Source organism: Alkalicoccobacillus porphyridii, from assembly GCF_007293315.1.
Classification (GTDB): domain Bacteria; phylum Bacillota; class Bacilli; order Bacillales; family Bacillaceae_D; genus Alkalicoccobacillus; species Alkalicoccobacillus porphyridii.
This window is the reverse complement of sequence record NZ_VLXZ01000441.1, coordinates 1-230: the sequence shown is the minus strand read 5'-3', so window position 1 is coordinate 230 and position 230 is coordinate 1. Positions and strand designations below refer to the sequence as shown.

Here is a 230-nt window from a genome sequence, read left to right as displayed (position 1 = left end):
CAATGTGTCGTTCGATCTCCGCCACCTTCTCCAGCGTGCGCCGTTTGACGTCGGCGCTGTGCCGCTGCGGGTCGTTAAACAGATTCACCAGCTCGCCGCTCTCTTCCAGGTTAAAGCCCACCTGCCGTGCCTGGCGCAGTAAGGTCAGTTCGTTGAGATGCTGCTGCGTGTAGGTGCGATAACCGTTTTCGCTGCGCATCGGCGGCGTCACCAGCCCCTTCTCTTCCTAG

Annotated in this window: 1 protein-coding gene; it reads right to left on the bottom strand. The window is 60.4% G+C overall.

The features are described from left to right. On the bottom strand, nt 1-211 hold a 211-nt coding region (locus tag FN960_RS24855; RefSeq protein WP_260682113.1), incomplete at its 3' end, for a MerR family DNA-binding protein. Nucleotides 212-230: the final 19 nt, after the last annotated feature.